The sequence below is a fragment of the Roseibium sp. genome (assembly GCF_965233565.1).
Lineage (GTDB): Bacteria > Pseudomonadota > Alphaproteobacteria > Rhizobiales > Stappiaceae > Roseibium.
On sequence record NZ_OZ247494.1, the window covers coordinates 1,477,014 to 1,502,344 of the forward strand.

Below are 25,331 nucleotides of genomic sequence, written 5' to 3' on the forward strand. Positions count from 1 at the left end.
TCAGCTTGAGGGGGTCGTTTCAGACAAGGAGATGCCGCCCAGAAGGGCTTCGACGGAGCGAATGGCGATGCCCGGAAGAGGCGTTTCGGAAAAAAGGTCGCCGACCAGCGTGCCCTCCAGCCAGAGCCCGTCGATCACGCCGTTGATGGCAATGGCCAGTTCCTGGCACCGGCGCTTGTCCGCGGCTTGGCCGACTTCGACAAGCACGTCTCCGACAAGCTCCTCAAGGGCGGAGCGGAAGGCCAGGTAACTTTCGCGGTGGATCTCCGCGAACGTGGGGTCGACGCGCACGTGACTGATGAAAGCCGCCCAGAGCGACAGCTTGGCAGGGTCGGCCACCGGCGGTGTCAGGTTGGCAACGATGAAATCATGGAGGCGCGCCCGGGCGGTCTGCTGCTGTGCATCGGCAGCTGCAACCACAGCCGTGGTCATACCGGTCATGACTTCCCGGTAGGCATCCTGAAGCATTTGCTCCTTACTGGAAAAATAATGCCGGATCAGGCCCGGCGTGACGCCGGCGCGGGCTGCAACCTGGCGCACGGTCGCGCCCTTCAGGCCGCTTTCGGAGATGCACTCCAGCGTCGCCCGGATCAGGTCCTGGCGCCGCTCGGCCTCGCCGATACGATGAAACGGTCGACGACTCATGGGCTGGCCCGAGCCACCTTTTGTTCCGCTTTCAGCGCCATTCGATCTCCTCCAGACGGCTGCCAACCCATATCGGACCAGTTTGATTTTTTTCTTATTATACGGTTGAATAATTAGGAGACAAGTGCAAAGCTGACGAAATCAACCGGGCGAAAGGCTGACATCGCACCGGCAAAAAAACAGCGTCAGCTGGGAACAGTAACAACAGTTGCACCGGCCATGGGCCGGGCATTGGCGGTATGATGGAAGCTGCGGCGCCAGCCATTGAGGTGCGTGACCTCTTCAAACGTTTCGGCCCTCTGGAAGTACTCAAGGGGGTATCGCTCACCGCCCGCCAGGGCGACGTGATCGCTATCATCGGCGGCTCGGGTTCCGGCAAATCTACCTTCCTGCGCTGCATCAACATGCTCGAGCTGCCCAGCGCCGGATCCGTGTCGGTCCATGGCGAGGCGATCGAGCTCCGGGATGACGGTCACCACGGCCTCAGACCCGCCAACCGACGCCAGATCGAGCGCATTCGCAGCCAGCTCGCCATGGTGTTCCAGAGCTTCAATCTCTGGCAGCACATGACGGTTCTGCAGAATGTGATCGAAGTGCCGGTGCATGTGCTCGGCATGAAGCGCGACGAAGCGGTCGCCATCGCCGAAAAGATCCTGCGCCGTGTCGGTCTTCATGAAAAGCAGGACGCCTATCCGGCCTTTCTGTCCGGCGGCCAGCAACAACGTGCGGCCATCGCCCGTGCGCTTGCGGTTCAGCCGCTTGCGATGCTGTTCGACGAACCGACCTCCGCCCTTGATCCGGAACTCGTCGGTGAAGTCCTCAGCGTGATCGGGGACCTGGCCCGCGAACACCGCACCATGATCCTGGTCACCCACGAAATGAAATTCGCACGTGAAGTCGCCAGCCACGTCATCTTCCTGGACAGCGGTGTGATTGAGGAACAGGGTCCGCCGGACCAGGTTTTCGGCGACCCGAAATCGGAGCGTCTGAAAAAATTCATCAGCTCGGTTCACTGACGCGGGAGGCGACAGACCCGGGCTGCAAGAAAATACGGAATTGCCCAGCATCTCTGAGGGGGCTGGGCCAGCGAGCCGGACAACCGGCACAAAGTCGACAAGACAGGGGAACAGCATGAAACAGATTGTCAAAGCAGCATTCGTAGCAGCCGCCGTGACGGCTGCAGGCGTCACCGGCGCCATGGCCGACCAGGTCAAGGTCGGTGTCGCCGCCGAACCCTATCCGCCCTTTACCTCGCCGGATGCCAGCGGCAAGTGGGTCGGCTGGGAAGTCGAGTTCATGGAAGCGATCTGTGCGGAAGCCAAGCTCGACTGCGTCATCACCCCGGTTGCCTGGGACGGCATCATTCCGGCCCTGACATCGGAAAAGATCGACATGATCGTCGGCTCCATGTCGATCACCGAAGAGCGCCTGAAGACCATCGATTTCTCCGACAAGTACTACAACACCCCGACCGGCATCATCGGCGCTAAAGGCGATGATTTCGAGCCGACTCCGGAAGGCCTTTCCGGCAAGATCCTCGGCGTTCAGGTATCCACCATCCACGCCGACTATGCCGACAAGTATTTCGCTGCAACCGCCGACGACATCAAGCAGTACCAGACCCAGGACGAAGTGAACCAGGATCTGGCCGCCGGCCGTCTCGACGCCGTTCAGGCCGATGCCATTGCACTTGACGCCTTCCTGAAATCCGATGCCGGCGCCTGCTGCGAACTCAAGGGCAATGTTGCCGATGACCCGGCGATCCTCGGTGCCGGTGTCGGCGTCGGTCTGCGCAAGGGCGATACTGAGCTGAAGGACAAGGTAAACGCTGCCATCGCCGCGATCCGCGCCAACGGAACCTACGAAGAGTTCTCCAAGAAGTATTTCGACTTCGACATTTACGGCGGCTGATCGCCCCGCCCGCTCACCCCGCTCCGCGCCGTTTCAGGTGCGGAGCGGGCCTCCTCACGTCAAGGGGCTGACCGCTGCCGATGGCTGCTGACACCGGTTTTCTCAATCTCGATCTGCTTGCCTTGTCGCCTCCCGGATGGGGCGGTGTCCTGCTGGCAGGCTTCGCTGCCTCGCTGCAGCTTGCCGTCGGCGGCTACGCGCTCGGTCTCCTCATCGGCATCGGAGGGGCCTTCGGCAAGCTTTACGGCGGGCCCATCCTGCGTGATCTGCTGGAGGTCTACACCACCGTCATCCGCGCCGTGCCGGAACTTGTCCTGATCCTGCTGCTTTATTACGCCGGCACAGACGCGGTGAACGCCCTTCTGGTGACGGTCGGACTGCCGCGCGTCGACATCAGCGGCCTGGCTGCCGGCATCTTCGTCATCGGCATCGTCCAGGGCGCCTATTCGACCGAAGTGCTGCGCGGTGCCATCAAGGCCGTGCCGCCGGGACAGATCGAGGCCGCGCGCGCTTACGGCATGTCGCCGTTCAAGACGCTGCGCCGCATCACCTTGCCCGCCATGCTGCCCTTCGCCATTCCGGGCCTTTCCAACCTCTGGCTGATTGCCACCAAGGACACGGCGCTTCTGGCCGTGGTCGGTTTCTCCGAGCTCACCCTGGTGACGCGCCAGGCCGCCGGCAGCACCAAGGCCTACATGCTGTTCTATTGCACGGCGGGGCTGATGTATCTGACGCTCACGCTGGTCTCCAACCAGGTCATTGCGCGCATTGAAAAGCGTGCAAGACGCGGTATCGCGGGGCCGGCCTGACATGAGCGACACCAAAGTGACCATGCCCGCCTATGTGCCACCACCGCCCCGCAGGCTGCTGGAACCGCACCGGATTTTCCTGCTTGCCGTCTTTGCCGGCATTGTCTTCTGCATTGTCTGGTTCATGCGCTGGGACTGGCTGCCGAAATACCAGTGGAAGCTGATCGAGGGCATCGGTGAAACGCTGTTTCTGCTGTTCTCGACGGCCGCGGTCGGCTTTCTGCTCGCCCTGCCGATCGGCCTGGTCCAGGTCACCGGTCCGCGCCCGCTCGCCTGGCTGGCCCGCAGCTTCTGCACCCTGATCCGAGGCACCCCGCTCTTGCTGCAACTCTGGCTGCTCTATTACGGGCTGGGGTCCGTCTTTGCCCAATATCCGGAAATCCGCCAGTCCGAGCTCTGGCCCTATCTGCGCCAGGCCTGGCCTTACGGCTTCACCGCCCTGATGCTTTCCTTTGCCGCCTATGAGGGCGAAGTGATGCGCGGGGCCTTTGCCGGCGTGCCGCGCGGCGAACTTGAAGCCGCCCGCGCCTTCGGCATGGGCCGGTTCACGATGTTCCGCCGCATCTGGCTGCCGCGTGCCTTTTACCGCGCGCTGCCCACCTTGAGCGGCGAGACCGTGCTGCAGCTGAAATCGACCCCGCTGGTGGCCACCATTACCGTGGTTGATGTCTACGCGGTCATTTCAAGGGTCCGGCAGGATACCTATCTGACCTACGAACCATTGCTGCTGCTTGCGCTCATCTATATGTGTCTGACGGGAATCCTGGTTCTTTTCTTCCGGTTCCTGGAAAACCGTGTCCCCAGCCGGGGCGCTTAAGCCCGAGTGAAATCATGACCCTGCAGACGTCGAACATCATGCCGGACCTTGTCGCAACGCGGCGGCACCTGCATTCGATCCCCGAACTCGGCCTGTCCGAGTTCAAGACGTCCGATTTTGTTGCCGCCGAACTGACGGCTCTCGGCTATGACGTCACGCGCGGCCTTGCCAAAACCGGCATTGTCGCCACGCTGCGCAACGGCACATCGACCAAGAGCATCGGCATCCGTGCCGATTTCGATGCCCTGCCGATCCAGGAAGAAACCGGTGCCGACTACGCCAGCACCCATCCGGGCCTGATGCATGCCTGCGGCCATGACGGTCACACGGCCATGCTGCTCGGCGCGGCAAGACTGCTCGCCGAACGCCGGCAGTTTGACGGCACGGTCCATCTGATCTTCCAGCCCGCGGAGGAAAACTTCGGCGGCGCCCGCCTGATGATGGAGGACGGCCTCTTCGAGCGTTTTCCCTGTGACGCCGTCTTCGGTCTGCACAACGAGCCGTCTCTGCCTTTCGGTCATTTTGCCTTTCTGGAAGGCCCGATGATGGCGGCGGCCGACGAATGCAAGATCACCGTTGTCGGTCAGGGCGGTCATGGTGCGGAACCGCATGCCGCCGCCGACCCGATCGTCTGCGGCGCCAGCATCATCATGGCATTGCAGACCATCGCCTCGCGCAACATTCACGCGCTGCAGTCCTCCGTGATCACGGTCGGTGCCTTCAACAGCGGTGTTGCCAGCAATGTGATCCCGGAGCGGGCCGAGATGAACCTCACGGTGCGCGCACTTGAAAACAACGTGCGCGATGAACTGGAACACCGCATTCGCCTGATTGCTGAGGGGCAGGCCGCCAGCTACGGCATGCGCGCCGAGGTCGACTACGAGCGCGGCTACCCGCCGATGGTGAACCACAAGGCCGAGACCGATTATGTCCGTGCCTTTGCAAAGCGGTTTGCAGGCGGCGACAAGGTCTCCGACCTTCCCCGCCCGTTCATGGGCAGCGAAGATTTCGCATACTTTCTGGAAGAGCGGCCCGGCACCTATTTCATGCTCGGCACGGCCAAGACTGGCAACGACCCGGCGCTGCACAATCCCAAATACGATTTCAACGACGATATCCTGCCGGTCGGGGCAACGTTCTGGACGGAACTGGCCGAAGACTTTTTGAGAGGCGCGTGAGCCAGTCCCGGACACCGGTCGCTTTCAGATAGAAGTAACAACCGGTCTGGCCGATCAATTCGTCCCAATGCGGGTATCGACCGTTCTCGCTTCGACCAGGAAACCTCGCGACGATCAAGCGAACCGGCTCACCTGCGAAGATGGAGTTCCACACCACCACTAAGCTCAGGAAAGAATTCCCAGCCAATTTTATCGACGAATCAAGTCAGCAGGGGTATATTTCACCCGTCTGATCAAATGCTAAATTGTTTTTCTCTTCTTCAGGCAATATTCTTCGATCGGAGCTATGATTTGAGCTATCAGAAATTTTTTAAAGTCTTGCACACCCTTACACGTGTCGCCTCAACTGCTCAGGATCGGACATTTTTGCAAATAAATGCCGCAAAAATGATCAATCACTATGCGGCTTTGAACGCAACTCAGAAGAAACAACTTGTTGACACACTGACGGCATTCTCCAGAACCGAGCAGCTACCGACACGTGTGTTCCTGCTATCCCTGCTCTTCAATCTGACTTTGGAAAAGAGCTATCTGCAAAGCGCCATCTTAGACTATCGCAAGCTGGACCCAGGCCACGTTGACTACATCAACGACTACTACACGCTGAGCAATCTGTCCTTCTTGTTCCCCGAGTTGAGGCACGAGGGAATCATTTCCTCGGACCTGCTGCGCAAGATTTATCTGAATGCGGTTACCGGAATTAAGCAGAAATTTCCGCCGCCAGATTCCTTCCGCCCCAATCCGTCGCGCATTGTCGTCATGCTTGATCAGTTACTCGGCAAAAAGCATGCACCTTCATTTCGCGCAATCAGGTTCGTGCAAATATTACAGGAAGACTTCCAGAAAGAAGTATTGCTGTTAAACACCAACATGTTTTCACAACTGAATTCAGGGTACCTCACCCGCCGAATCACGCCAACCGTTCTCAAGTCTCTTTCTCAAGTAAAAAGTGAGGTCGTGGACGGCGCGGTGATCAATCTTTTTCAGCCTGCCCCTCCCACGTTGAGCGATGCATCCATCAAGGCTGTTCTGGACACAATTACGGCGTTCGGTCCGTCTGGCATCCTCGTGGTCGGAAACCAGTGCGCTATCGCGGAAGTCTTTGCCAGGGACTGCTTCACGCTCTGTAGTCCATTGAACAATGACGTCATTCCCGATTGCCTTGAGGTCAATTACCACGCCCATATGAGTGCACCGGGCGGGAACCGGCAAAGCAGCGAAAGCAAGGGACAACCCGGGGATCAACGATCCTTGTTTCAGTTCGAAGGCCCCTATGACGTACCCGAAAAGACAACATCCGTCTCGCGGCAGGAACTGAACCTGCCGGATCACCGACCCGTCATAATCGTTGTCGGCTACAGGCTTGGTTTTGAAATCGACGACGCGTTTCTTCAGATGCTGGAAGACGTCGTTTCCAAGAGCGACGCCTTTGTCTACTTTCTCGGCCGGTATGCTGATTATACGCGGCTGAAAACCGAGAGACCTCTTCTCGACCAGAATTCGGAATACTGCACCTTCCAGCCTGACATTGTTGCGGTCTATGAACACTGTGACCTGTACCTGGCTCCAACGCGTGTTGGTGGCGGCAGCTCTGCCGTTTACGCCATGGCCTCGGGCCTGCCGGTCCTGTCCGTCTCCTATGGGGACATTCAGATAACAACACAGCACTTTCCGAAACTCGAAACCTACGAGGAGGTCGGCGCCGCGGCCCTGCAAATCCTGACAAGCCCAGACAAGATGGCCGAGTACAGGACCTTTGCCCAGGAGGGCGCAAAGGCCATAAAGGACAGCAAGGCCCTGATGGCGGAATTTTTGAAACATCTGGATCAGTTCAACGAAACCAAAGCCGAGATGTGTCTTTAGACACCAGCGGCCCTCGCGAATTCCAGTGACTGGAACCTGATCCGAAAGTTTCTGACCGGCAGAAAATCAACTGGCCCTCCGGGCGTGACCAGCGAGGCTTTTTCAATGCGCAGCAAACCTGCGCCGCAGATCACCGTTGGCGCACCTTGTTCGACGAACAGGACCTTGCCCGGATGCCTCAATTCGCATGCAACATCAGCAACCTCAACGGCGTCTTCGATCACAACTTCTTCGCCCCTGGATGTCATGGTTCTTGCGCCGGCATAGGGTGAACCGACAGCGTCGATCATCCGTCTGATGTCCGAAGCGGACCGGCTCCAGTCAACGAAGTAATCATCCCTGTCACGCCAGATCGAATAACTGGCGTCGGCCTCGTTCTGCGGCTGGCCGACCAGTGGTTTCGAATTTGAAATCAGTCGAACGATCTCTTCGGCGAGGTCCGCATAGTTCCTGTTGTTGATGCGAATGGCGTCTGCAATCCTGATTGGATAGGTAATTTCAGTCCATCGCTGCGCGATGATATCGCCGCGGTCGTAGTCCTGCGCTCCAAAGACAGCAGAAACGCCAATTCTGGTTTCACCATTGATCAACATGTTCACCAGCGGAGAAAAGCCACGATACTTTGGCAGCAACGAGTCGTGAAAGATGATCAGCCTGGCGCTCGGATGCACAATCATCCACCGCCAGGAAACAGCCAGGACAAAGGTATCCTCTTCGACGTCCGGAGCATTCTCGCGCGCAAAACACCTTATCCTTGCGGCTGTGCAACGCGCCTCGATCTCGTCACCGTGATCCATCTTGAGGTTTGAATCCCGGCCGACAACCACATGGGACACGATTGACGGGTCCACCGAAAAAATGCGCTCAAGAACTTCAAGCCCCTTTTCGGTCATCAGGTAGAGCGCGATTTTTGCCATTGTGGATCCCGTCTGCTGCAATGTCTCAACGCCAAAATACAAGCACTTACAAATCGTTCTGGCCAGGAGGAGACGATGGGACTAAATCTCAGCCCGACGATACGGAACCGCGCCAAACGCGCTTATCGTTATGCTCATCTGGTCAACCACAGACAAGGAGCCCACGCGAAAGCTCCGATTGATGTGGACAAACAGAAAACACAATTGAGTTCGAATGAACGCCACTACCTGACGGTGCATAATTGTTTGATTCTTGATCAACACAAAAGATTTTTGGATGAACATAGCATTTAACAAGCCATATTTGGCCAACAGGGAAATGCACTATGTTGCCGAAGCCGTTTCGTCAGGTAAAACTTCCGGAGATGGCAAATACGGCAAAAAATGCCAAAGAATACTTGAAGAGATGATCGGCTTTGACTGCCGTGTCCTGCTAACCACCTCCTGCACGGCAGCTCTGGAGATCGCCGCCCTTTTGCTTGATATCAAGGAAGGCGATGAAGTCATCATGCCTTCCTATACTTTTGTGTCGACGGCAAATGCCTTCTGTCTTCGTGGCGCAAAACCCGTCTTTGTAGACCTTCACCCCGAAACGATGAATCTTGACCTGGAAGGCGTCAGAAACGCGATCTCTTCCAGAACCAGGGCAATTGTACCGGTTCACTATGCCGGGATGAGTTGCGACATGGATCAGCTCATGGCTCTGGCGGAGGAGAACAACATTCCTGTCGTGGAAGATGCCGCCCAGGCAATCACGTCCAGCTACAAGGGGCGGCCGCTTGGCAGCTTCGGCGCGTTGTCGACCTTCAGCTTCCATGAAACCAAGAACATCAGTTGTGGCGAAGGTGGTGCCCTCGTCATCAACAACAAGGATGTCCTTGAGCGCGCCGAGTTCATTCGCGAAAAAGGAACCAATCGGGCCAATTTCATTCGGGGCAATGTCGACAAGTATACCTGGGTGGAGATTGGGTCGTCCTACGTCATGTCCGACCTGCTGGCAGCTTGCCTGGCAGCTCAGCTTGAGGAAATCGATCAGATCCAAAATGCCCGACTGAATGTCTTCGGTCTTTACATGAAGGCATTGCAGCCCCTTGCGCAAAGGGGGTGGTTTCGACTTCCTGCGACACCGGAATACAATCGTGGCAACGCGCACATGATGTACCTGATCGTGGAAGATGGAGGGACACGGAACGCTCTTATCGATCACCTGAGCCATCACGGCATAGGTGCGGCTTTCCACTATGTACCACTGCATTCGAGCCCTGTCGGCAAGCGATACGGTTATGGGGATGGCGACCTCCCGAATACAGAGAACCTCGCCGGCCGGCTGATCCGCCTCCCCATGCACGCGTCGCTCTCGGAAGCGGAAATTCACCGTGTGATCGAAGAAGTTGCCGCGTTTTTTGAGCCGGCAAGGACAGAAATCCACAGAACTGAAACATCTCTGGCCTCCTGACGGACCTCATCAGTCACACCAGGAATAGTCGTTCGGTTTTGCAGGGCCCCGATCACCTCATTGATACCTTCGTCAACACACGGCTCAAACTTAGGAAGCAGAATGAAAGTCATAGAAGCAAACAGGACAGCGATCTATTCGATCTTGGCCCACATCTACGGAGAACTGGGCGTCAGACCGTCCATCGCGGAAGTCGGCGTCCTGAGTGGGAAAAACGCTCAGATCCTGTTCGATGCCTTCAAGCCGGAAAAAATGTTCCTGATCGATGCCTGGTCTGCCGACGTTTGTTTCTCGGAATATCAACTGATCAACGCGCATCGAGAATGGGTAGACCACCCCTCCAAATACGCGGCCTATTTTGGCGGACCCGTTGAAGAGCAATCGACTTTCGACGCCATTTTCGAAGAAGCAAGATCCAAGTTCTCGGACAACCCGAATGTCGAATTCATCAAGTCAAACAGTCTTGACGGATTTAACGAACTAAAGAAAAAGGAAGCTAAAGACTTTCATCTGATTTACGTTGACGCCAACCATCACTATGAAAAGGTTCTGGATGATCTGATGTATTATTCAGAGCTTCTGCATCCGGAGCTGGGGTGTCTTCAGTTAAATGATTGCTGTCATTCCGAGGCAGGCGTGAAACAGAACCTGGGTGTTCTGGAAGCGGCGAACAAGTTCTGCAAGATGAAGGATTTTGTTCCGGTGCTTGCGATCAACCGGAATTTTACCGACGTGTTGCTGGCGCCGCGCAAGTCGCCAATGGTGAACAATATCAGCATCGTGGTGGAATCAAACGATATCGTGTTCGTTGAAGTTCCCAACGAGCTCTTCGCCAATATGAGCGTGAAGGTCGGCAAGCGTCCAAACATCTCATTCATGTGAGCGACGGGTTTCCACCCGTCCTCCAGGGAGCGCCCAACGGCCGTGTCACCGGCTATGCATAGACCCGCTGGTCGATTGCCTGCATCGCCACGGGTGTCAACGCGCCGTCCTCATCTGTGAGGTGAAGCGGCTCGAAGTCCCGGGCGTATTTGGCATCGAGCCTTTGCGCCGGCCGGTAGGTAACACTCAGCGGGTCGGTCATAGAGCAGAAGGTCCGGCGCGGCTCGCGCCAGGTCTGCCGCATCTGCCTGAAATTGCCGAGCCTGAAACCGGCACAATAGCGTGCGACCGGCCCGATCATACTGATCAGGGTCTGCTCCAGGTCGAAGGATTGCCGACGGGACCAGGCGTGGCGCACCGCGTGACGCGTGATGGACAGCTTGCGGCCGCGGAACTGCAGCAAGTCGGAAAGATAGGCAACCACCTCTTCCAGCGGTTCCTTCGGCCATTCGACAAGCTTCTGGCCGTCGAGATCGCTCAGTCTCAAATTCGGCATCAGACGCCCGGCGCGTGCAACTTCCGCAAAATGCGGGGTGCCGAGGATCGGTATGGTCAGCGACAACAGGGCCGGGAACGGCGTTTCGGTGCTCGCGAGCAGCGCCTCGATCTGGCTGTCGACGTCTTCGATCGTCTGCTGACCGAAGTCCAGCATCATGCCGTAGTCGAACAGGATGCCGTGTTCGGCGCAAAGCCTGCCCAACGTCAGAGGGTCCGAAGAAAGGCTGTGTTTCTTGTTGTAGGTTTTCAGAACTTCCGGATCGAGCGATTCCACGCCGGAGAAAAGCGCCTTGCAGCCATTGGCGGCAACCTTGGCCAGATTGTCCGGGTTCTTGAAAAAGTCGCCGGTGACCAGGGCACCCCAGCCCTTGAAATCTCCGCGGCGCCAGCGCTCGCCAAGCACAGCGACCCTGCGTTCGAAATCAGATCGGTTGTTGCCGTAGAAATTGTTGTCCAGCACCATCAGCATCATGAACCGCCCCTGGGCATCGAGCTGCTGGTTGATGTCCTCCGTCGAATAGGCCTGATAGGCCCGCCCCTCGCCGGTCAGGGAACAAAAGGCGCATTTGAAATTGCAGTTCCGGGTCGTTTCCACGAAGCCGAGCCCGTAGGACCAACCGGCCAGATCGAACCGGGGCACCGGGTAAGCCGACAGGCAATCGGCGCCGAGTTCTGCCTCGATCAGCTCGTCGAACGCTTCCACATCGCCGTCAAGAACATGATCGAAAACCTCAGCGCACAGATCCGGCAAGGCGCGCGCGATGGGCCCGCCGATGGCCACACCGACAGCCGGGTTGGCAGACCGGAAATAGGCAGAGAGCTGCCGCGCGCGGTCAAAAGCCGCCGTCAGACCCGTAAAGACAACCAGATCCGGCCAGGCAAACAGCTTGGGATCCAGAAGAGCACCGTGATGCACTTCGTCATAGACCCGCACATCGACCGTTTCGCGACTCAGCCGCCCGGCCAGGTAATAGGGAGCCATCGCCCGGGGAATGAACAGACGCATGGGCGCCGCCGACCGCCACGGATCGACATAGGCGTTGACGATCAACACCTTCGGCCTCCTGCTGGATGTGACTGTCATTCCGGTCAATTCGCTCCGCCTTACACCTGATCCAGTCCGGCGAAGATGCCCAGAATGAAGATCGCATAAACGCCGATAATCGCATGCGAAACGATCGGCGTCACGACACTGCCCGAGCGCATGAACAGCCATCCCCAGAGAATGGACGGCGCAATCACGGCAAGAGAAACGATCGGATTGAGATGCGCGTGCAGAACCGCAAAAAGCAGCGTCGATACCAGATTGGCGATCCATCCAGCCTGTCTGACAACCCCTGTCAGGAAACTCTGCAGCGGCGCCTGGATGGCGCAGCGGATCGCGAATTGCTGAAACAGCACCGAGATCAGATAGATGGCAAGCGCCGCCAGATAAAGTCCGGTGCTGTGAACCCGGGTGCCATCGTCAAGGACGAGAAAGCTGAACAGACGCGGCTGGATCTCTGTGGGATAGACCTGAAAGGCGATCAGCAGAAACTTTCCGACCGTCATGAGCCCGCAGAAGCCGAGCGACCAGACGATGCTTTCGATCACGTAGCGTCGCTCCGGGCGCAGGTTCAGGACAAGTGTCCGCGCCCCGGGCGAGGCCCATCTGTCGAGGAAAAATGCGATCACGACGAGCGTCAGCAGCGCAATCACCGGTCCCAGATCATAGACCTGGGCCTGCGCCAGTTTCTGGATCGGTTCCAGAAGCAGGGTGAACACGGAAAAGATCGTCAGAACGGCCACGATAAAGCGCCCGGTCGCCGCCCGTTCGCGCTCGCGCTCGGCGGTCCGCGTCAGAAGTTCGACCCGCTCGCTTTCATCGGCCAGCATGACCAGGACACCAATGCGTTCCTCGGATCCCTTTCGGTGCAGCAGCACCGCCCGGACACTCAGGTGAAGCACCCCGTGCGCCCGCTTCAGACTGATCGTGGCCACATGCTCCTTGTCCGGCTGCCGCACGGCCTCCAGAACGCAATCGGTAAAGGCATCCAGATCTTCCAGCGGCAGAAACACCTCGGCAACGGTCAGGCCGACGACATCTTCAGCCTTGAGGCCGAAAATGGCTTCGGCACCCGGGTTGAAGGAGGTCAGATTGCCGTGTGGATCGATGGTCAGGATGCCGTCGCGCGACGATGCGACAATGTCCTCCGTCATCGCGGAAGGAAGGGCTGACACGCTGTTCGTATCAGTCACGGCGTGCACCGCTTCCGTGGACATGAGGGAGGAGAGAACAATGAATTGACATGTGACAGCGGCAAGATCGACCTTGTTAAGTGCATTCTAAAGGATTCGCGCGCGCCAGTTTGCCCTCCGGCTGATCAAAATGCACCGTTAGACCTCCGATAAAATCCTTCAGTTGCCCGGATGGGCACGATGTTGGCGACAGGTCAAGGTTGCATTCTGCGCCGGAACTCCCAAAAATTGCCTGATTCGAAATAGCACTTGGTAAATTCACCAGTGACCCGCATTGTAATGAAATAACATTACTGATACCCGTAGCGGCTTCTTTCTCTGTTTCATCCTTTCCAGGAGAGCTTCCATGAAGAAATGGAACCTGACATCCGCGCTTACCGTTTTGATGGGCCTTTCCGCCGTCGCAGCAACCGGACTTGCGGCCACAACACAGCCGGTAGCTGCTGCTGACAAGACCCTTCGTATTGCCGTTCCTTTCGGCCCGAAAAGCTCCGCGCCGGATCCGCGCGCACGCCAGAACGGCTGGCTCAGCAACCGGGCGGGGGTCTCTGAAACGCTGATCGGCCTCGGGCATGACATGACCATGCAGCCGCGCCTGGCGGAAACTTTTCAAAATGTATCGCCGACCGAGTGGCGCCTGGTGCTCAGATCCGATGTCAAGTTTCACGACGGCACGCCTATGACCGCCGAAGATGTGAAGGCTTCGTTCGAAAAGCTCGATATCGAAGGCCACCCAGGACACAATCCTCGCCTCTCCAGGCTTTTGGGGATCGAAAGCATCACCGTTGAGGGCGACAATGCCCTGCTCTTCAAAACCAGGAAACCCAACTCGGCGTTTCTCTGGTCACTGACGGAACCCTCTGCTGCCGTCATGAAGGAAGGCACTGAGGAGCTGCCGCTGATCGGCACCGGCCCCTTCGTGTTTGTCTCTGCCGAGACCGACAAGAGTTACGAAACGCGCAAGTTCGCCGACTATTGGGGCGGTGAGCCGAAGCTCGACCGGATCGTCATGGATGCGCTGTCGGATCCGTCTGTTGCCAAACTGGCGCTACAGGCTGGTGATGTTGATCTCGTCACCAACTATCCCGAGCCTGATTTTGCAGCCCTCAAGGAGGCCGGAGACGGTCAGCTGTTTTCCAATCCGACGACCCGCCTTTTCTTCTTTCAGGTGAGAACGGCCGATGGCCCCCTGGCCAACAAGGCCCTGCGCCAGGCGGTTTCGCTCGGGCTGGATCGCGACACGATCGTGGCAGCGTCCCTCAGCGGTGTCGGCGGTGAAAAAGCCAACAGCATCTTCCCGGCTTCTATGGCCTCCTGGGCGAACAAAAACCTGACGCTGGACTATGACCCGGTCAAAGCCGCAGCACTGCTGGACGAGGCCGGCATCAAGGACACCAATGGCGACGGCAACCGGGAACTGGACGGCGAGGAAATCACCCTGAAGCTGCGCTCCTATGAGGGCCGTGCCGCGCTGCGCCCGACGCTGGAAATCACGCAGGCCCTGTTGCAGCAGATCGGCATCAACGCGGAAATCGCCATGGGCGAATATGACGCCAACAACGAGGCGCTGAAGGCCGGCGAGATCGACATGCATCTGCAGGCCTGGGGCACCGCCCCGCAGGGTGACCCGGACTATTTCCCGAGCACGCTCGCGGAAAGCGGCGTCAGCTACAATTTCTCAGGCTATGCCAACCCCGAACTGGATGCACTCCTGGCCAAGGGCCGCGAGAATTTCGACGACGAAGTGCGCAAGAGCCACTACGACCGTGTTCAGGAGATCATCAACGAGGACCTGCCATTGATCCCGGTCTTCCACAAAACTCAGGTCTCCGTCGGCAACGGCAAAGTCGAAGGATATGCCATCCACCCGGCCGAAACCTACCTCGTGACGCCGGACCTGGACCTTGTCGACTGACACTGCCCCCCTTCTGAATCTGGACAACCTGTCGGCCCGCATTGGCCGGCAGGTGGTTCTGGACAAGGTCTGCCTGACACTCGACCCCGGTGAATGCGTTGCAGTGGTCGGCGGTTCCGGCGCTGGCAAATCCACGCTTCTGCGCTGCGTCATGGGCCTGACCCGGCCGGCCAGACCCTTTGAGGGAAGTCTGACCTTCAACGGTTCCAGACTCGACCTCGCAGCCAGGCCCAAATCGCGCAATCCGCAAGGCATGGCCTATGTGCCGCAGAACCCGGACTACGGCTTTGACCCGCTCAAACGGCTTCGCTGGCAATGGCGCCAGGCGGAACGGCAGGTCGCGGCCACCGGCGTCACGCCGACGGAAAAGGAAAAACTCTTTGAGGCGCTTGGGCTCAGCGATTTCGGATCCCGCTTTCCGCATCAATGGAGCCGCGGCATGCAACAACGGCTGTTGCTTGCCATGGCTTTGCTGGGCGCGCCGCACCTGCTCATTCTCGATGAACCGACCTCCGCTCTGGATCCTCTGATAGCGGCCCAGGTTCTGCGTCTGGTGAGGGATCATGCAGCCCGGCACAACATCGCTCTGCTCATGGTCACGCATGACCTTGCGCTCGCAAGCCGCTATGCCAATCGAACCGCCATCATGGCCGAGGGACGGGTCGTGGAATTCGGCCCGACAGAGCGGCTTTTGAACGCACCGGCATCCGATTTCGGCAAGCTGCTCGTGTCCCACAGATCCTGGCGCCGTGCCAATACCGCTTCCAACACCGAACCTGTTGCCGCCGAATAGCCGATCGATGCTTTCTGTAAAAAATCTCCATCTGAACCTGAACAGCGCCATCATCCTGGAACAGGTTTCCTTCACCCTGGAAAAGGGCGAAACCCTTTGCGTGATCGGTGAAAGCGGATCCGGAAAGACGAGCCTGTTACGGGCCCTGCAAGGCCTGCTGCCTGCCCGGTTTGATGACCTTCTGTTTCGCGCAGACGGCGCTGACCCGATCCGTCATGAAGGCAAATGGCACGGCGCTGCCGGTTTGCCTCACAGCCGCTGGGTGATGCAGGATCCGCTTGCCGCCCTCAACCCCCGCCAGCCTTTGGGTGTCTCCATCGCCGAGAGCCTCTACCGGCAGAAACGGTCGCGCCGGGAATTGGACAGTGCGGTTGCGGATGCGCTGCAGAGCGTCGATCTGCCCCATCACTTTGCCGCAAGACGCCCGTCCGAAGTCTCCATGGGCCAGGCCCAGCGCGCCTGCCTGGCACGGGCGCTCATTGCCAGACCGTCGCTGATTTTCTTCGACGAACCGCTGAGCGCCCTCGACACCGTCGTCCAGAAACAGGTTGCCGTCACCATGGACCGGATCCAGCAACAACATGACCTGTCCTATGTCGTTGTCACTCATGACCTCGGTTATGCCGCCGCCTATGCGGACCAGATCCTTGTCCTGCGTCATGGCAAGGTCGAGGCCTGCCAGCGCGCAGACGCATTCTTCCGCGCGCCGGGAAGTGCCTATTGCGAAGCCCTGATTGACGCCGCCCAGGTGCTCGGTGAACTTGCACCGCCCCAGGGCGCTGACACTCCCGGTCTGGAGGCGCGCCCGTGAACGCACGCCAAAAACCCATGCAACAGGTTCTGGTCAGCGCCGCAGGCAGGCTTGCTGCACTCGGCAGCGTCCTCTTTGGCGTCAGTCTGATCACCTTTGCGATGACCTATCTCGCGCCGGGCGACAAGGCAGCCGCCATCGCCCATGCGCGCTATCCCGACACAAATGCCTTTTCACCTGAGATACTGGAGGCAATCCGCGAAGAGTTTTCCCTGAACGAACCGTTTTTTACCCAGTTCTTCCTCTGGCTCTCCCGGTTTCTGCAAGGAGATTTCGGCAACTCCTTTGCCTCCAATACCCCTGTCTGGGACATCTTCCTCGGCAACGCTGCCGAAACCCTGACCCTCACCCTGACAGCATTGGTCATTGGCCTCTTGTGTGCCTTTATCTTGAGTTCAGTAGCAGCCTGGCGTCCGGGCAGTCTTGCGGACAGGGTCGCCGTTGCCCTGGCGTCCATCGGGGCGGCCATGCCCAATTACTGGCTCGGTCTGCTGCTGATCCTCCTCTTTGCCGCCACCTTGAACTGGTTGCCCGCCTACGGCACCGGAACCCCCGCCCATCTGGTGTTGCCCGCCCTGACGCTTGCCTTCTGGATCACGGCCTCCCAGACCCGCCTGCTGCGCAGCTTTTTCCTGGAAGCGAGGTCGGCACCCTTTATCGAGACCCTGCGGCTGCGCGGTGTCAGCGAACGGGAAATCTTCTTCCGCCATGTCCTGCGCCATGCTTTGGTGCCCGCTCTCACCATGATCGGTCTGGACATCGCCGCCCTTCTGGAGGGCACGGTGATCGTTGAACTGACCTTTGCACGCGGCGGCCTCGGTTCCCTGCTGGCAGGTTCGGTTCTTTCAAGGGACTACCCGATGATCCTGTTTCTGGTGCTCTTTTCGGCGCTCGTCTATGTGCTTCTGAACACGCTGATCGAGATCCTGCAGGACATCCTGGATCCGAAGTCGTCTCTCTTCACAAAGCAGTCGGCCAAAATAGCCACCGGAGGCCGGTCATGAGCACAGCGCTGGACAGTCTGCCGGCCGAGCAACAGGACTTGCGCAGCCAAAACCATGACAGGGCCGCCGCCCGTTTCCTGCGCAGCCTTGCCTTCGGATTGGCGGGTCTTGGTGTTCTCATCGTCGCCGGTTTCGCGCTGACGCCCTATGGTCCGACCGATCCGGATTTCCTGAACAGGCTCTCGGGTCCCTCTCCTGAACACTGGTTCGGGACCGATCAGCTTGGGCGCGACATCGCCACGAGACTGCTATACGGCGGTCTCTGGTCGCTCGGCCTTGCCTTTCTGATCACCACCGTGGGCGCATTGGTCGGTGTGATTGTCGGTCTGGCCGCCGGGCATTTCGGCCGGTTCGCCGATGTCGGCCTGATGCGCGTCACGGACAGTTTCTTTGCCTTTCCCGAACTGATCGCTGCGGTCACCATTGCAGGCGTGCTCGGCCCCAGCACGACCAATATGGTGCTCGCCCTGATCCTGGTGTCATGGATGAAATTCGCACGCCTTGTGCGCAGCCTGGCTATATCGATTGCCCATCGCGACTTCGTTCTTCAGGCGCGTCTCAACGGGTTGCCCTCCTGGCTGATCCTCTGGCGCCACGTCCTGCCGAATATCGGTCCGAGCCTTCTGGTGCTCTGGACCAATGCCTGGTCGCGCAGCATCCTCTCCATTTCAGGTTTGAGTTTTCTGGGTTTCGGCGTACAACCTCCGCATGCAGAATGGGGCGCTATGCTGCTGGACGGCAAAAGCTACATGCAGACGGCACCTCACGTCATGATTTTCCCCGGGCTGGCAATCCTGCTGGCCGTCTTGTCCATAAACCTTATCGGCGACCGGCTTCGCGACCTCTTCGCAAGCCAGGATGGCCACCTATCGGATTGACTATGAGCTCGGAATTCAAGGGCATTGCCCTGCGCATCGGAGCCACGGCGTTTTTCACGCTGATGGTTGTTTTCATCAAGTTTCTTGCCGACACCGTTCCGGTCGGACAGGTCGTCTTCTATCGCAGTGCCTTTGCGCTTATTCCGCTAGTGCTCTACCTGATGCTTACCAGGGAGTTTCCCTCCGGCCTGCGCACCAAACGGCCAGGTAGCCACGTCCTGAGGTGCCTTCTTGGCTGTATGGCCATGTTTGCAAGTTTCGCATCTCTGAAATTCCTGCCGCTTTCCCACGCGTCCATCATCGGCTATCTGGCGCCGGTTTTGGCCGTGGCCCTGGCGGCTGTTCTCTTGCGGGAAGTCGTCAGCAACGCCCGCTGGTTCGGGGTCATCTTCGGTCTGATCGGTGTTCTGATCCTGGTCCTCCCAAGCGCGACGGCGGCAGAGGTCGACCGGGCCTATCTCATCGGCGTCGGGCTGGCGTTTGCCATGGCTGTCCTGACCGCAGGTGCCAAGATCCAGATCCGAAGCCTGGCGCTGACAGAAAACGCCGGTGCCATCGCCTTCTATTTCGCGCTCACCTGCACCGTTGCCGGGTTGGCAACGATCGGCTTTGGCTGGGTGACACCGACCTGGGAACAATTGGGCCTTCTGATCTGCACCGGTCTTGCCGGTGGTGTCGCCCATATCCTGATGACGGTGAGCTACCAGCACAGCGACGTCTCCAAACTGGCTGCCTTCGAATATCTGTCCCTGATCTTCGCAGTCCTCGCGGACGCTCTTTTCTTCGACATTCTGCCCGAACCGGTCTTTTACCTCTCTGCCGCTCTGATCATCGGCGCAACGCTGATCGTTGCCCTGAAGGACACGCGCCGGAAGGAGCAGACTGCCTGAGCACCCCAGGCGAGAGGCAAGCCCAGGAGGCGGACGACGTCTTCGAATAGACGCGCAACACCCAAGTCAACTCGTTGAAGTTGCAAGTCAAAAAAGGACTTGGGACAGAATGCTCTGACCGCTATCCTAGTTCAAAAGACAAGGCCATCGCAGACTCATGTGCGTTCGCAGGTGGCTGACAGTGACACGCTGACAAGCTGGTCGCTGAAACAACAACGGAGGAGCGGTCCTTGTCCAGCTTACGCGCAATTTGCAAAGTCGCGTTTGCCCTGACAACAATCTCCTTGTTGTACGATCCGGTCCTTGCCGAAGACACGCCTTCGGATCCGATCGTGCTTCGCACCGGACAGGCCGAAGACGGATATCTGCCCTTCCTGTTTCCGATGGGAGCGCCTCGACGTGGTATCTATGCCGAGATTGCCGAGCGTATTTCCGATCTGACCGGAATTGAGATCGAGTGGGGGGTTTATCCCGCAACCCGAGGACGCTACCTGTTCGAACGTTGTAAGCTACACCTCGAGTTCGGTGTCTCTCCGTCCTGGTACTCCGACGAAGAACGCGCCAACTCTCTGTTTTCCATCCCGTTCACGTCGCACACCGATGCCCTGGCCTATGCCGGCCCGGACAAGGGACTGGACCATATTGCGGTAGAGGGACAACCCGTTCTGGCAGTGCTCGGCTACCGCTATCCCACCTTCGAATTCGACGAACGGTTTGACGTCGATTCAGAACGCACGATGATCAGGATGCTGGCAACCGGACATGCCGAGCTGGGCATCCTGCAAAAAACCGTCGGACAATATCTGGCAAAGGACATGGGCGTCGAGATTTCCTTCGCCCAGGACGTCCAGTCAACGGACCTTTCGTTGCGCATTCACAACTGCGCCGCAGAGCATCTTCCAGCTTTGAACAAAGCCATTGCCGAACTGAAATCCAGCGGCGAGATCGACCGGATCGTCGAGCGGTATCTGGAGCCCGCGCAGGCGAAAATCAGTCCCTGACGACGAACACCGAGCACCCTGCCCGGCGCACAACGCGTGCGGCGGTCGATCCCAGAAAATAGTCCTGGGCAGACGGATGGTGCGATCCGACAATGATCAGGTCTATGCCCTTTTCTTCCGCATATTGGGCGATCTGAACGCCCGGCTTGCCTGTCACGACAGCGCAGGAAATCGTGTCGTCGCCACCGGCAGCCTCACGCAGTTTTGCTTCGATCTTGCCGGTCAGGTGATTGTCGATCTTCATCGTCACAAATTCGGAGACAAAGCCTGGAATGTTCTCCAGCACGGTCAACAGGGTGATCTTGCCGCCATCGCCGAGCAGATGCCGCGCATTTTCCAGTTTGCGGTCGATCAGCGTTTCATGGTCGAGCGCGACCGGGATGAGGATATGCTTGTACATGTCTTTCCCTCCACTAAGGGACCCGCGCCGCATTTCTTCTGCAGACGGGCCCGGTCTCGGGCGGGGAAACAGGACAAGCGTCTTGACCGCGGCAGGCAGTCTTTCCCGTCAGGCGTTTCCGGCCGCCAGTTTTCGAATTCCCGTTACATAACGGGACGGGACTTCAATTCCGTTCTCTTCGGCAGCGCGCATCGCCGCCAGACGTCTGGTTCCCGGAAGCCGTGCCCCCTCCATTGTCTCGATGCCCACCAGCAACTGCTCCAGCCGCTCGGTGAAAAGCGGGCTTTGCGGTTTGAGCGCGATCAGGAACTGTCCGACCCCCGGCGGCGGACCGTCCGCGGAAAAGAAAGAGGATGCCTCGGTGCTCAGGGCTGCCCCCGTCATCACCGTGGCCAGGATCTCCACCATCAGGGCGAGCGCCGTGCCTTTTGCGTCGCCGATCGGCAACATGGTGCCTTCCAGCGCTTCGCCCGCATCGGTGGTCGGGTTCCCGTCCCTGTCCTGCGCCCAGCCCTCGGGAATGGGACGCCCGGCCTTGTGGGCGTTCATGACCTTGCCGCGGGCGACCCGGGACAATGACAGATCGACTACCAGTGGCGCCGCGCCGGCCCGCGGCGCGGCAAAGGCAATCGGGTTGGTGCCGAAGACCGGCGCCTTTCCCCCGAAGGGCGCCATGGCCGCGGGCGCATTGGTGACCATGATCGCAACCAGTCCCCTCTTGGCCAGTTTTTCCACCTGAAGGGACAGCGCGCCGCAATGGTGGGACCGGGTGATGCCCATGGCACAACACCCGTGTTTCAGGGCGATGCCGGCTCCCCTCTCAATCACCTTGTCGAGCGCGGGATAGGCAAAACCGAACCCGGCATCGGCCAGAAGGCTCGTCGTTCCGACCTCCAGGATCCCGATATCAGCATCCGCCACGATCTTTCCGCTTCTGACCTGCGCGAAATAGTCCTCCACCCGCGAGAAACCGTGGCCAACCTGTCCTTCCGCCTCGGCGGCAACAAGCGCCCTGGCAACGGACAGCGCCGTCTCGCCCGGAACGCCGGCCGCTTCAAAAGCGCTGCGGATCAGGTCCGTCGCTTCGGTGAGACTCAGGCGTTCGCTCGCTTCCATTCCGTGTCCTTTCGGCAGGCGACCGACACCGGGGCCGGTCACCTGCCCGATCGGTCTATGCGCTGCGGTAGAGTTTGGTCATCGAGAACTCCCGGTGACCCAGGGCCTCGGCCGCGGTGTTGCGGCCGTTGGCCGTGCGGCAGATCATTTCGATCAGAGCGTCGCCTGCTTCGTCAATGGTCATTTCACGGCGCAGGATGCCGGAGACATCCACGTCCACATGTTCCGACATCGTGCGCACGGTCCGCGGGTTGGCGGTGATCTTGATGACCGGCACAATCGGGTTGCCGACCACATTGCCCTGCCCGGTCGGGAAGGTGTGGATGACGGCACCACCGGCAGCCATCAGGGTCACGCACTCGGCGGCGGCGGAAGAGGAATCCATGAAATAGAGACCCTTGCCGGATTTCGGAGCCTCCGCCGGGTCCAGGATATCGATATACTGGGACGTCCGGCCGATCTTCTCCAGATTGCCGAGGGCCTTTTCCTCGATGGTGGTCAGCCCGCCTTCGATATTGCCCTTGGTCGGCTGACTGTCGGACAGGTCGTCGGTCTGGTGCGCGAAGATGACATCGTCCTGATAGGCCTTCCACATCTTGTACCAGCGCTCACCAACCTCCTCGTTGATGGCCCGTTTCTGACAGATATGCTCCGCGCCCGTGATTTCCGAGGTTTCGCCGAAAAAGCCGGTGATGCCTTCCGGCAGGAGCTTGTCGTACATGTTGCCGACAGTCGGGCACGAACCAAGACCGGTGGTGGTGTCGCTTTCGCCGCATTTGGTGGAGACCCAGAGCTCTGAAATCGAGCACTCCTCGCGCTGCAGCTCGGTCGACCAGTGCACGAATTCCTTGGCTTTCCAGGAAGCCGCCCGAATGGTCTCGAAATCGCCGTTCTGCTCGATGGAGAATTCGGCGACCGGCTTGCCGGTCTCGCGAATGCCGTCGGCGATCCGCTTGGTCCAGCCTGGCTCAATGCCGATGACCACGACGGCGGCTACATTCGGGTTGGCGCCGGTGCCGATCATGGTGCGGAAATGCAGTTCAAGATCCTCGCCGAACTGCAGCCGTCCATAGGCATGCGGGATCGCCATCGTGCCCTTGACGTTGTTGGCAACGGCTTCGCAGGCCGCGTTTGAAATGTCGTCGACCGGCAGGATGACAACGTGGTTTCTGACGCCGACGCGGCCATTCTCGCGCCGAAAGGCTTGCACCGTCATGTTGGAATATTTGGATGACATCTGAGCGGCTCCTTACCAGCGCTTGGTTTTGCAGTTGTGGGTATGGACATGGCCGCCCTTGGAAATGTCGGCGATGATCTTGCCGATGTCCTCGCCGTATTTGATCGCCGTGTCGCCGTCCTTCAGATCCTTGAGCGCGATCTTGTGGCCGATCGGCACATCGGCGCCCGCCGTCAGGCGAAAGGTCGAATTGTCATGGGTGACGCAGCACAGCATGTCCGTGCCGGCTGTCAGGCCTTCCACGACGACAACACCGACATTGTCGGCATGTTCGTGGACCAGCAGATGAGGGATTTCGGACATGACTGTCTCCTTAAATATCCGGTGTGAGTAGAATTTTGGGAACCGCGACCTGGCCGGAGCGCAGGTCGCTGAAGGCGCGTTGCCCCTCGGCAAGGGGCCGGGTCTCGACCCAGTCGAGCGGGCCCAGAAGACCGTCGAACATGGCCTTTGCCGTGTCGCGGAAATCCTGAGCGGTATAGGTGTAGGTGCCGATGAAGGTGATTTCCTGCAGCGTCATTCTGCGAATATCCAGCCCGCCCTCGGCGGAACCGAGCCCGATATGAACGATGATGCCACCGGGTTTGGCCCGATCAGAAGCAGCCGCGCGGGTCGCGGCAAATCCGACCCCGTCAATGACCAGATCATAGTGGCCGCTGTCGTCGGCTTCTTCCGGTGTCAGCACATCAAGGGCGCAGGTGTCGGCGAGATAGCGCGCGCGCTCCTTGTTGGGTTCAACCAGCCGGACATCATTAATGCCTTGGGCCTTGAGAGAAAGAGCCGCGCCCAGACCGATGGCACCGCCGCCGATCACCAGGGCGCGCGCCCCGGCCGGGTTTTCGCCCGCACCGCCGGCCAGAGCCGTCCGCGCCAGGCGGACCGCATGCCAGCCGCAGGCAATCGGCTCGGCAAGCGCGGCCTGCGCATCCGATACATGATCCGGCACCACCACGAGATTGCCCTCCGGCATGGCCAGGCGTTCTGCAAAGCCGCCTTCGCGCGGCGGCATCGATATGATCTGCCGGGTCGGACACAGATTGTCCCGGCCGGACCGGCAGGCTTCGCAGGTTCCGCAGGTCACGAGCGGATTGACGGTCACCCGTTTGCCGGCAAGCGCGCCGGACAGAACGGTGCCGGCCACTTCGTGCCCCAGAATGAGCGGTGCCGGGCGGCGGTCGTCATGCCCTAAAAAGGCATGCATGTCCGATCCGCAGATCCCGGTATGGGCCACCTGGATGAGCGCATCTCCCACAGCGGGAACAGGGTCTTCCACGTCCCGGTAAGACTGCGCCTCGGGCCCGGTATAGACAAGCGCCTTCATTTTGCGGTGAACCCTCCATCGACCATCAGCACCTGTCCGGTGACAAAGCGCGAGGCATCGGAACTCAGGAAAAGCAGCGGTCCGTCAATGTCGTCTAGATTGCCGTTGCGGCCGATACAGGTCTGGGCTGCGTTGCGCGCCGCACGGTCATCATCGCCAAAGACCGCAGCAGTCAGTTCCGTTGGAAAGAAGCCCGGCCCGATGGCGTTGGCGTTGATGCCGTCGCGGGACCAGGCTTCCGCCATGGCCCGGGTCAGCTGGCTGATCCCGCCCTTCGACGCGCCATAGGCGATCCCGCCCGGAAAGGCGCGCTCGCTCTGGAGCGAGGCAAAGGTGATGATACGGCCCCAGCCCTGGTCCCGCATCGCCGGCACAAAGGCCTGACTGAGAAAAAACGGGACCGTCAGGTTCAAGGTCATGGTGATGTCCCAGCCTTCCGGCGTCACCTGGTCGGCCACCTGGCGCGTGTTGATGCCGGCGGCATGGACCAGGATCTGCGGTGATCCGAAGGGAGCCGCGATCTGCGCGGCCACCTCTGAAAGCTGTGCCCGGTCGCTCAGATCTGCGGACACACAGGCGGTGTCTGTGCCCGCTTCCGCGCGCCAAGCCTCCAGATCCGCGGCGCGGCGCGCCACGCCGACGACGCGCGCGCCGGCCTGCGCCAGCACGGTCGCCGCGCGGCGGCCGAGACCGGAGCTTGCCCCGGTCACGCAGGCCACCTTTCCAGAAACATCGAACAACCCGTTCATGC

Annotated in this window: 25 protein-coding genes; 15 read left to right on the forward strand and 10 right to left on the reverse strand. The window is 59.4% G+C overall.

Annotation, left to right across the window (positions count from 1 at the left end):
• A complete protein-coding gene (locus tag ACO6TG_RS07010) occupies positions 1-645 on the reverse strand; it encodes a TetR family transcriptional regulator C-terminal domain-containing protein (protein WP_422377514.1) in 645 nt (214 codons plus the stop codon).
• A 242-nt stretch (positions 646-887) separates the two neighbouring features.
• Between ACO6TG_RS07010 and ACO6TG_RS07015 the strand changes: the two genes are divergently transcribed.
• The 6 genes from ACO6TG_RS07015 to ACO6TG_RS07040 all read left to right on the forward strand — a co-directional run bounded on the left by ACO6TG_RS07015 (position 888) and on the right by ACO6TG_RS07040 (position 7,223).
• The gene (locus ACO6TG_RS07015) at positions 888-1,661 is read left to right on the forward strand and encodes an ABC transporter ATP-binding protein (RefSeq protein ID WP_422378850.1); all 774 of its coding nucleotides are present in this window, start codon (positions 888-890) and stop codon (positions 1,659-1,661) included.
• Positions 1,662-1,776: 115 nt separating this feature from the next.
• Entirely contained in the window at positions 1,777-2,556 is a 780-nt protein-coding gene (locus ACO6TG_RS07020; protein ID WP_422377515.1) for a transporter substrate-binding domain-containing protein, read from the forward strand.
• Between the two features lie 80 nt (positions 2,557-2,636).
• Positions 2,637-3,365 carry an ABC transporter permease gene (locus ACO6TG_RS07025; protein ID WP_094071784.1) on the forward strand — a complete coding sequence of 243 codons (729 nt, stop codon included), beginning with the start codon at positions 2,637-2,639 and terminating at the stop codon, positions 3,363-3,365.
• A gap of 1 nt (position 3,366) precedes the next feature.
• Positions 3,367-4,182: an ABC transporter permease gene (locus ACO6TG_RS07030; protein ID WP_422377516.1), complete on the forward strand. Its 816-nt coding sequence runs from the start codon at positions 3,367-3,369 to the stop codon at positions 4,180-4,182.
• 14 nt (positions 4,183-4,196) lie between these two features.
• Positions 4,197-5,360: a M20 aminoacylase family protein gene (locus ACO6TG_RS07035; RefSeq protein ID WP_422377517.1), complete on the forward strand. Its 1,164-nt coding sequence runs from the start codon at positions 4,197-4,199 to the stop codon at positions 5,358-5,360.
• A gap of 291 nt (positions 5,361-5,651) precedes the next feature.
• Positions 5,652-7,223 carry a glycosyltransferase gene (locus tag ACO6TG_RS07040; protein WP_422377518.1) on the forward strand — a complete coding sequence of 524 codons (1,572 nt, stop codon included), beginning with the start codon at positions 5,652-5,654 and terminating at the stop codon, positions 7,221-7,223.
• Here the strand turns inward: ACO6TG_RS07040 and ACO6TG_RS07045 are convergent.
• Positions 7,220-8,140, reverse strand: a complete 921-nt coding sequence (locus ACO6TG_RS07045; protein ID WP_422377519.1) for a formyltransferase family protein — start codon at positions 8,138-8,140, stop codon at positions 7,220-7,222. The genes ACO6TG_RS07040 and ACO6TG_RS07045 overlap by 4 nt on opposite strands.
• 277 nt (positions 8,141-8,417) lie before the next feature.
• Between ACO6TG_RS07045 and rffA the strand changes: the two genes are divergently transcribed.
• Together rffA and ACO6TG_RS07055 are read left to right on the forward strand one after the other, a co-directional pair.
• Positions 8,418-9,596 (forward strand): dTDP-4-amino-4,6-dideoxygalactose transaminase, encoded by a 1,179-nt coding sequence (gene rffA, locus ACO6TG_RS07050; RefSeq protein ID WP_422377520.1) that lies wholly within the window; start codon positions 8,418-8,420, stop codon positions 9,594-9,596.
• A 102-nt stretch (positions 9,597-9,698) separates the two neighbouring features.
• Positions 9,699-10,478, forward strand: a complete 780-nt coding sequence (locus ACO6TG_RS07055; protein ID WP_422377521.1) for a class I SAM-dependent methyltransferase — start codon at positions 9,699-9,701, stop codon at positions 10,476-10,478.
• A gap of 52 nt (positions 10,479-10,530) precedes the next feature.
• On the opposite strand, the gene ACO6TG_RS07060 is transcribed toward ACO6TG_RS07055, so the two are convergent.
• Positions 10,531-12,030: a B12-binding domain-containing radical SAM protein gene (locus ACO6TG_RS07060; protein WP_422377522.1), complete on the reverse strand. Its 1,500-nt coding sequence runs from the start codon at positions 12,028-12,030 to the stop codon at positions 10,531-10,533.
• Positions 12,031-12,080: 50 nt separating this feature from the next.
• Entirely contained in the window at positions 12,081-13,214 is a 1,134-nt protein-coding gene (locus tag ACO6TG_RS07065) for a PAS domain S-box protein (RefSeq protein WP_422377523.1), read from the reverse strand.
• A 346-nt stretch (positions 13,215-13,560) separates the two neighbouring features.
• Between ACO6TG_RS07065 and ACO6TG_RS07070 the strand changes: the two genes are divergently transcribed.
• From ACO6TG_RS07070 to ACO6TG_RS07100, 7 genes are all read left to right on the forward strand, one after another.
• Positions 13,561-15,129, forward strand: a complete 1,569-nt coding sequence (locus ACO6TG_RS07070; protein ID WP_422377524.1) for an ABC transporter substrate-binding protein — start codon at positions 13,561-13,563, stop codon at positions 15,127-15,129.
• A complete protein-coding gene (locus ACO6TG_RS07075; protein WP_422377525.1) occupies positions 15,119-15,922 on the forward strand; it encodes an ATP-binding cassette domain-containing protein in 804 nt (267 codons plus the stop codon). The genes ACO6TG_RS07070 and ACO6TG_RS07075 overlap by 11 nt, the downstream gene beginning before the upstream one ends.
• A 7-nt stretch (positions 15,923-15,929) precedes the next feature.
• On the forward strand, positions 15,930-16,733 hold the full coding sequence (locus ACO6TG_RS07080) for an ABC transporter ATP-binding protein (RefSeq protein ID WP_422377526.1): 804 nt from the start codon (positions 15,930-15,932) through the stop codon (positions 16,731-16,733).
• Positions 16,730-17,737 carry an ABC transporter permease gene (locus tag ACO6TG_RS07085; protein ID WP_422377527.1) on the forward strand — a complete coding sequence of 336 codons (1,008 nt, stop codon included), beginning with the start codon at positions 16,730-16,732 and terminating at the stop codon, positions 17,735-17,737. Before ACO6TG_RS07080 ends, ACO6TG_RS07085 begins: the two co-directional genes overlap by 4 nt.
• Positions 17,734-18,615, forward strand: a complete 882-nt coding sequence (locus ACO6TG_RS07090; RefSeq protein WP_422377528.1) for an ABC transporter permease — start codon at positions 17,734-17,736, stop codon at positions 18,613-18,615. The genes ACO6TG_RS07085 and ACO6TG_RS07090 overlap by 4 nt, the downstream gene beginning before the upstream one ends.
• Positions 18,616-18,617: 2 nt before the next feature.
• Positions 18,618-19,505: a DMT family transporter gene (locus ACO6TG_RS07095; protein ID WP_422377529.1), complete on the forward strand. Its 888-nt coding sequence runs from the start codon at positions 18,618-18,620 to the stop codon at positions 19,503-19,505.
• A gap of 230 nt (positions 19,506-19,735) precedes the next feature.
• Positions 19,736-20,506: a substrate-binding periplasmic protein gene (locus tag ACO6TG_RS07100; RefSeq protein ID WP_422377530.1), complete on the forward strand. Its 771-nt coding sequence runs from the start codon at positions 19,736-19,738 to the stop codon at positions 20,504-20,506.
• Here ACO6TG_RS07100 and ACO6TG_RS07105 read toward each other — a convergent pair.
• The 6 genes from ACO6TG_RS07105 to ACO6TG_RS07130 all read right to left on the reverse strand — a co-directional run bounded on the left by ACO6TG_RS07105 (position 20,496) and on the right by ACO6TG_RS07130 (position 25,329).
• Entirely contained in the window at positions 20,496-20,906 is a 411-nt protein-coding gene (locus tag ACO6TG_RS07105; protein ID WP_422377531.1) for a universal stress protein, read from the reverse strand. The two genes, ACO6TG_RS07100 and ACO6TG_RS07105, sit on opposite strands and share 11 nt — an antisense overlap.
• 108 nt (positions 20,907-21,014) lie before the next feature.
• Positions 21,015-22,022 (reverse strand): Ldh family oxidoreductase, encoded by a 1,008-nt coding sequence (locus tag ACO6TG_RS07110; protein WP_422377532.1) that lies wholly within the window; start codon positions 22,020-22,022, stop codon positions 21,015-21,017.
• Between the two features lie 55 nt (positions 22,023-22,077).
• Positions 22,078-23,259, reverse strand: a complete 1,182-nt coding sequence (locus ACO6TG_RS07115; protein WP_094071801.1) for a UxaA family hydrolase — start codon at positions 23,257-23,259, stop codon at positions 22,078-22,080.
• A gap of 12 nt (positions 23,260-23,271) precedes the next feature.
• The gene (locus ACO6TG_RS07120) at positions 23,272-23,562 is read right to left on the reverse strand and encodes a UxaA family hydrolase (protein WP_094071802.1); all 291 of its coding nucleotides are present in this window, start codon (positions 23,560-23,562) and stop codon (positions 23,272-23,274) included.
• Positions 23,563-23,572: 10 nt separating this feature from the next.
• Complete coding sequence (locus tag ACO6TG_RS07125; RefSeq protein WP_422377533.1) at positions 23,573-24,580, reverse strand: zinc-dependent alcohol dehydrogenase; 1,008 nt, start codon at positions 24,578-24,580, stop codon at positions 23,573-23,575.
• The gene (locus tag ACO6TG_RS07130; RefSeq protein ID WP_422377534.1) at positions 24,577-25,329 is read right to left on the reverse strand and encodes an SDR family NAD(P)-dependent oxidoreductase; all 753 of its coding nucleotides are present in this window, start codon (positions 25,327-25,329) and stop codon (positions 24,577-24,579) included. Before ACO6TG_RS07130 ends, ACO6TG_RS07125 begins: the two co-directional genes overlap by 4 nt.
• Between the last annotated feature and the right edge of the window lie 2 nt (positions 25,330-25,331).